This is a genomic window from Variovorax sp. OV084, from assembly GCF_900111625.1.
Taxonomy (GTDB): Bacteria; Pseudomonadota; Gammaproteobacteria; order Burkholderiales; family Burkholderiaceae_C; genus Variovorax.
The window spans coordinates 126,004-132,600 of sequence record NZ_FOII01000015.1 but is presented as its reverse complement, the minus strand read 5'-3'; the positions used below and the strand labels follow the sequence as shown (position 1 = coordinate 132,600).

Below are 6,597 nucleotides of genomic sequence, written 5' to 3'. Positions count from 1 at the left end.
GTTCGCTGGAATGGCGCCCTGGACATTCACGATGTGGTCGTGGCAGATCCGGTCGAGCGTCTCCGTGCTCACCCCCGGCACGACGTAGGGCTCGATCATGGCTAGAACCTCTGCGGCAAGCCTGCCGGCACGCCGTGACATTTCAAGCTCCTCGGCGGACTTGATGGGAACGCCGTGAGCCATCAGTGTTTTCCGCTCGAGGACGCGCGGGGCTTGCCAGGTTGAGTCGTGACAGCCGCGGCGATGTCCAGCCCCCCCGCGAGTTCAGCCTGTATCAACAGTTGGCAGACTTCCCGGTAGTCCAGCTCCGGGTGCATCTCTGTCAGCATGCCGACCCGCATCCAGTGCTCTGCCTGTGCATTGATGGACCTGCTGAGAGCGTTCCCCGCCACTCGCAGGTTCTCGTGCATCAAGTCCGAAATTTTTACGATGCCCATCGGCGACCTCTATATGAAACGTATATGAATTATATACGTCTCGTATGGCCCTGCTTGTATGGCCCTGCACTTGATCGAGCACAGCACCACCCAGCGCCGGCATCTCGAGCAGACGTATGAATGGAGCGATACCTGAACTCTTAAACTCTCCCGGCTCGCCAAACAGACAACAACCGAGGAGAGAGAACTTGCGTATTCAAACCGCCCGCCTGACGGCCGGCGTGCTGCTCGCGTGCGCCGCTTTCGTGGCGCACAACACCGCTCACGCCGCATCGCCAACCACCCCGTCCACCACTGCCCCCGCTTCGACCGCCAGTTCACTGGAAGCCGAACAGGACGCCGCATTCAAGGCCGCCAAGGCCGTGCAGAAAGCCGGCCCCGCCGACATCGTGCTGCGCGACCAGGCCCACCTGCAGCTGCCTGCCGGCTACGTGTGGGTGCCGACGCCCGCGGCCGCGCAGTTGATGCGCAGCATGGGCAACCGCACCGACGACACCTTCGTCGGCGTAGTCTTCCCCGCCGACGACGCCGACTGGATGGCCGTCGTGAAGTTCGTCAAGGAGGGCTACATCAAGGACGACGACGCGAAGGACTGGAACGCCGACGACCTGCTCAAGAGCCTGAAGGAGGGCACCGAGGCCGCCAACGAGGAGCGCGCCAAGCGCGGCATTCCCGCCATCGAGGTCACGGGCTGGGCGCAGAAGCCGCAGTACGAGGCTGCGTCGCACCGCCTCGTGTGGTCGGCCCTGTCCCAGCGCAAGGGCAGCACCGACGGCAACCAGGGCGTCAACTACAACACCTACGCGCTGGGCCGCGAGGGCTACCTGAGCCTGAACCTCATCACCAACGCGAAGGACCTCGACAAGTACAAGCCCGACGCGAGCAAGCTGCTCGGCGCGATCCAGTACGACGATGGCAAGAAGTACGCAGACTTCAACTCCTCGACCGACAAGGTCGCCGCCTATGGCCTGGCCGCGCTGGTGGCAGGCGTGGCAGTGAAGAAGCTGGGCCTCTTCGCCATCGCCCTGGCCTTCCTGGCCAAATTCGCCAAACTGGCCGTGGTGGCGGGCGGCGCGGCGCTCTGGGGCATCGCGAAGCTGTTCAAGCGCAACAGCAACTAGCAAACAGCAGCCCCGTGCGGACGAGCCTCCGCACGAGGCGCTGCACGCCGCACCGGAACAGCACGCGAACCGGGCGATTCAATGTGCGAAAAATCAGAACAATGCTGACGGAATATTGATCCACAGCGATTGGTTCCCAGGGCTAATCTCGCAACGATCCGACCAACACAGGATCGTTCATGCCCCCCCACCTGAAACTCGCCTTCGCCCGCCCTGCTCGCTTTGCCGCACGGGCTGCGGCCGCGCTCGCCGCCCTGGTCCTCCTGCTGTCTGCCACCGTGGCGCAGGCCCAGAACAAGCCGCTGAAGCCCGTGACCATCGCGCTGGGCACCCAGGTCGTCAACGTCACCTACCCCTGGCTGACGCTGCCCATCGCGCTGGGCTACTGGAAGGACGAGGGCTACGACGTGAAGATCGTCACCACCGGAGGCTCGCTGCAGGGCATCCAGCAGATGGTGGCCGGCGGCGTCGATTTCGCGCAGATCAACTCCACCGGGCTGATCCAGGCCAACACCGAGAACAACGTCGCCGTGCGCGGGCTCATGGGCACCGGCGTGATCGACTGGGGCGTGGGCGTGCCGCAGGACAGCCCCGTGAAGACGGTGGCGGACCTCAAGGGCAAGAAGATCGGCATCTTCAGCCTGGGCACGGGTGGCATGCCGCTGCTCAAGGGCTACCTGCGTGCCAACGGCGTCAACCCCGACACCGACGTGCAGATCATTGCCACCGGTGCCGGCGCGCCGGCGCTGGAGGCGATGCGCGCTGGCCGCGTGCAGGCGTTGATGTTCTGGGGCTCCGCGCTCACCGGCTTCCAGAACGCGGGCGCGAACATGCGCATATTGTTCGATCCGACGTGGCGCTCGCTGCCCGACTTCACCTTCGCCACGATGCAGAAGACCATCGACGCCGACCCGGCCATGGTCGAGGCCATCGCGCGCGGCGCGGCCAAGGCGACGCTGTTCGCACAGACCGATCCCGAGTGCGCCCGCCAGATCCACTGGAAGCACTTTCCCGGCGCCAAGCCCACGGGTGCTGACGAGGCCACGCTCGCCAAGTGGGACCTTGCGCTCCTGCAGACGCAACTCCAGACGATGGCCGACGCACAGACCATGAACGGCGGCAAGCTGATCGGCTCGATGAGCCCGGCCGCCTACGGCCGAATGCAGGACGCGATGCTCAAGGACGGCCTGATCAAGCGCACGCTGCCGCCCGAGTCGATGCTCTACCTGAAGCCCGGCTTCGTCGAGGCCATCAACCGCTTCGACCGCAACGCCGTCATCGAGGCCGCCAAGGCCTGCAAGGGGCTGTGACATGACGCCCGAACAATTCGTCGCGGGCCTGCCCAAGGCCGAACTGCACATGCACATCGAAGGCTCGATCGAGCCCGAGCTTTTCCTGCGGCTGGCCCGGCGCAACGGCGTGGACATCCGCTGGCAGACGGAAGAAGAGCTGCGCGCCGCCTACCGCTTCACCGACCTGCAGGACTTTCTGAACCTGTACTACGACGGCTGCCGTGTGCTCGTCCAGCCGCAGGACTTCCACGACGTGACGCGCGACTACCTGCGCCGCGCGCATGCCGATCGCGTGCTGCATGCGGAAATGTTCCTGGGCGTGCAAGGCCACACCAGCCGCGCAGTGCCGCTGGCCGTGCTGATGGAAGGCGTGCTCGGCGCCATGGAAGCCGCGCAGGCCGAAGACGGCATCAGCTCGGGCCTGATCGTCGTCGTGCAGCGCCACCGCAGCGAAGACGAGGCGCTCACCCTTCTCGACGACCTGCGCCCCTGGTACGACCAGCTGCTGGGCTTCGGCCTTGGCGGTGCGGAGGTGGGCAACCCGCCCTCGAAGTTCGCCGAGTTCTTCCGCCGCTGCCGCGAACGCGGCTTCAAGGTGGTGGCGCACGCGGGCGAGGAAGGCCCGGCCGCCTATGTGCGCGAGGCGGTCGAACTGCTGCAGGTGCAGCGCCTGGACCATGGCAACGCCTGTCTCGACGACCCCGCGCTCGTCGCGCAACTCGCGCAGCAGCGCATTCCGCTCACGGTGTGCCCGCTGTCCAATCTCAAGCTGCAGCTGGTGCCCTCGATGGCCGCACACCCTCTGCGCAAGCTCATGGACGCAGGCCTGTGCGTAACCGTCAACTCGGACGACCCCTCCTACTTCGGCGGCTACGTCAACGACAACTACCTTGCGTGCCAACAGGCGCTCGGCCTCGGGCGCGACGACATGGTGAGCCTGGCGCGCAACAGCTTCGAGGCCGCCTTCATCACGCCGCTGCAGCGTAGCGCAGCGCTTCGCGCCATCGATGCATGGGTGGCCCACGGCGCGGAGCAGGCACCGGCATGAACGCAATCGTTCAATTTCCGCCGAGACGGACGACGCTGCAGGAAGCATCGGGCGCCGTACCGGCGTTCCGCTTCGAAGGCCTGCACAAGACCTTCCGATCGAAGGACGGCGCGGATGTGGTCGCGCTGCACGACGTGAGCTTCAGCGTCGAACGCGGCGAGTTCGTCACCGTGGTCGGTCCGAGCGGCTGCGGCAAGAGCACCTTGCTGCGCATCCTGGCCGGCCTCGAGCGCGCGAGCCGCGGCACGGTCGAGCTCGGCGGGCGACGCCACACCGGGCCGAGCCGCGATGTGGGTGTGGTGTTCCAGGCGCCCGTGCTTCTGCCGTGGCGCAACATCCTCGACAACGTGCTGGTGCCCGCGCAGATCCAGGGGCGCGACCCCAAGGTCGCGCGCGAACGTGCCCTCCACTACCTGCATCTGGTGGGGCTGGCCGGCTTCGAGACCAAGTACCCCGGCGAACTTTCCGGCGGCATGCAGCAGCGCGTGGGCATTGCGCGGGCGCTGGTCAACGACCCGATGCTGCTGCTGATGGACGAGCCCTTCGGCGCGCTCGATGCCATGACGCGCGAGACCATGAACGTCGAGCTGCTGAAGCTGCGCGAACGCACCGGCGCCACGATCATGCTCGTGACGCACAGCATTCCGGAAGCCGTGTTCCTCGGCGACCGCGTGATCGTCATGTCGCCGCGGCCCGGGCGCGTCACGAAGGTCATCGACGTCGACCTGCCCGCCGCTCGCACGCTGGAGCTCATCAACACCGAGAGATTCGGCAGCCATGTCCGCGACATCCGAACCAACCTGAACGCCAGTGGAGGGCTCGACGGATGAGCACCGCGAACACCGAGAACATCGACTTCGAGCCGCCCGCGCCGTGGCTCACCCCCTCGCGGCGCAAGGCGCTGATCGTGGCCGTCTTCGTGGCCGTGATTGCCGCATGGCAGCTCGTGGTGAGCGCGCTGGGCATCTCGCACCTGATCTTCCCGGGGCCCGCGGGCGTGGCCCGCTCCATCTATGACGTCTTCCAGTCGGGCGAGGTGTGGCCGCACCTGTGGGTGACGCTCTACGAGATTCTTGCGGGCTTCGCGCTCGGCGCGTTCGCGGGTTTCCTGCTCGGCGCGCTGATCGGCCAGAGCGCGCTGCTCGAACTGGTGCTCTACCCGTACGTTGTCGCGTTCCAGACCGTGCCCAAGGTGGCCGTGGCTCCGCTGTTCGTGCTGTGGTTCGGCTTCGACACAACGTCGAAGGTCGTGATCACAGCGACCATCGTGTTCTTTCCGGTGCTCGCCAACACGATCGTGGGGCTTCGCTCGGCGCCCAGGGATCAGATCGACCTGATGCGCGCATTCACGGCGTCTTCCTGGCATGTGTTCCGCATGGTCCGGCTGCCGCACGCGCTGCCTTATGTGTTCGCCGGGCTGGACATCGGCATCGTGCTGGCCGTGATCGGCGCGATCGTGGGCGAGTTCGTTGGCGCCCAGGCCGGGCTGGGCTATCTCATCCTGCAGCGCAACTTCTCGATGGACGCGGCGGGCATGTTCGCGATCCTCATCGTTCTCTCGGCCATCGGCATCGTGCTGCACGGCCTGATGAAGGCGATTGCGCGGCGCGTGGTGTTCTGGGCGGACGCGTTCACCGACCTGTCTCGCGGCACATGAAGCAACAACACAACCCCTACAAAGGAGCAACGCAATGATCCAAGACGAACAGAAGCTCGAGGCACCCCGCAGGGCCTCCGCGCAGGAAATGCCGATTCTCGACCTGGGCCCGTGGCTGGCCGGCGGCCCGATCGGGCCGGTGGTCGAGCAGTTCAAGGCCGCATGCACCAACACCGGTTTCTTCTACGTCAGGAACCACGGGGTGCCGCAGGCCGTGATCGACACCGTGTTCGACGCCACCCGCCGCTACATGTCACTGCCGATGGAGGAGCGACTGAAAGACCGCATCGACGAGCGCTTCCGGCGCGGCTTCATGCCCATGGGCGTCACGCAGCATCCAGGCCACAAGCCGGACCTGAAGGAGAGCTACGAACTCGGCATGGACCTGCCGCTGACGGACCCCGACGTTGCGAACGGGCGGCCGCTGCACGGCCCCAATCGCTGGCCTGCGGACAAGCCCTGGCTCGAGCCCGCGGCCATGGCTTACTTCAACGCCACCATCGAGCTCGGCCGCAACCTGCTGAAGATCTTCGCCTCGGCCGTCGGCAAGGATGAAGGCTTCTTCCTGCAGTACGCCACCAAGCCGATGGTGCAGTCGCGGCTCTTTCACTACCCGCCGCAGGAGTCGTTCACCAACCTCGAACTCGGCGCCGCCGCGCACACCGACTACGGCATGCTGACCGTGCTGGCGCAAGACCCTATCGGCGGCCTCGAACTGTGCACACGCGGTGGGGAATGGGTGGCCGCGCCCTACGTTGAAGGAACGCTGGTCATCAACCTGGGCGACCTGGTGAAGGTGTGGACCAACGACGTCTACGTGTCCAACAGGCACCGCGTCGCGAACCGCACGGGCAAGGAGCGCTACTCGATTCCCACATTCTTCAACCTCGACTACGACACGCCCGTTGCCTGCCTGCCCGAGTTCGCGCCCGGCGAAGGCGAGCCCAGCCATGCGCCCATCAAGTCGGGCGACTACCTGGTGCGACGGTTCGCGGCCGTGCAGAAGTACAAGACGCCTGCGGAGTTGGCCGCGGGGTAAGGC

General features: G+C 66.1%; 7 protein-coding genes and 1 pseudogene. 6 read left to right on the top strand and 2 right to left on the bottom strand.

Going from position 1 to position 6,597, the window contains the following annotated elements:
* Both BMW87_RS35580 and BMW87_RS27330 read right to left on the bottom strand, forming a co-directional pair.
* Positions 1 to 183: pseudogene (locus BMW87_RS35580) on the bottom strand (type I methionyl aminopeptidase); the annotation flags it as partial.
* On the bottom strand, positions 183 to 437 hold the full coding sequence (locus BMW87_RS27330; RefSeq protein ID WP_093080223.1) for a ParD-like family protein: 255 nt from the start codon (positions 435 to 437) through the stop codon (positions 183 to 185). The pseudogene BMW87_RS35580 and the gene BMW87_RS27330, both read right to left, overlap by 1 nt.
* A gap of 188 nt (positions 438 to 625) precedes the next feature.
* Here BMW87_RS27330 and BMW87_RS27325 point away from each other — a divergent pair, with 188 nt between their 5' ends.
* The 6 genes from BMW87_RS27325 (at position 626) to BMW87_RS27300 (ending at position 6,594) form a co-directional block, all read left to right on the top strand.
* Positions 626 to 1,558, top strand: a complete 933-nt coding sequence (locus tag BMW87_RS27325) for a DUF2167 domain-containing protein (protein WP_093050667.1) — start codon at positions 626 to 628, stop codon at positions 1,556 to 1,558.
* Between the two features lie 179 nt (positions 1,559 to 1,737).
* Positions 1,738 to 2,868: an ABC transporter substrate-binding protein gene (locus BMW87_RS27320; protein WP_256216933.1), complete on the top strand. Its 1,131-nt coding sequence runs from the start codon at positions 1,738 to 1,740 to the stop codon at positions 2,866 to 2,868.
* 1 nt (position 2,869) lies between these two features.
* Positions 2,870 to 3,898 (top strand): adenosine deaminase, encoded by a 1,029-nt coding sequence (locus BMW87_RS27315; protein ID WP_093080222.1) that lies wholly within the window; start codon positions 2,870 to 2,872, stop codon positions 3,896 to 3,898.
* Positions 3,895 to 4,728: an ABC transporter ATP-binding protein gene (locus BMW87_RS27310; RefSeq protein ID WP_093051796.1), complete on the top strand. Its 834-nt coding sequence runs from the start codon at positions 3,895 to 3,897 to the stop codon at positions 4,726 to 4,728. The genes BMW87_RS27315 and BMW87_RS27310 overlap by 4 nt, the downstream gene beginning before the upstream one ends.
* Positions 4,725 to 5,555, top strand: coding sequence for an ABC transporter permease (locus BMW87_RS27305; protein WP_093080219.1), 831 nt, complete (start codon positions 4,725 to 4,727; stop codon positions 5,553 to 5,555). Before BMW87_RS27310 ends, BMW87_RS27305 begins: the two co-directional genes overlap by 4 nt.
* A 34-nt stretch (positions 5,556 to 5,589) precedes the next feature.
* A complete protein-coding gene (locus BMW87_RS27300; RefSeq protein WP_093080216.1) occupies positions 5,590 to 6,594 on the top strand; it encodes an isopenicillin N synthase family dioxygenase in 1,005 nt (334 codons plus the stop codon).
* The last annotated feature ends 3 nt before the right edge of the window (positions 6,595 to 6,597 follow it).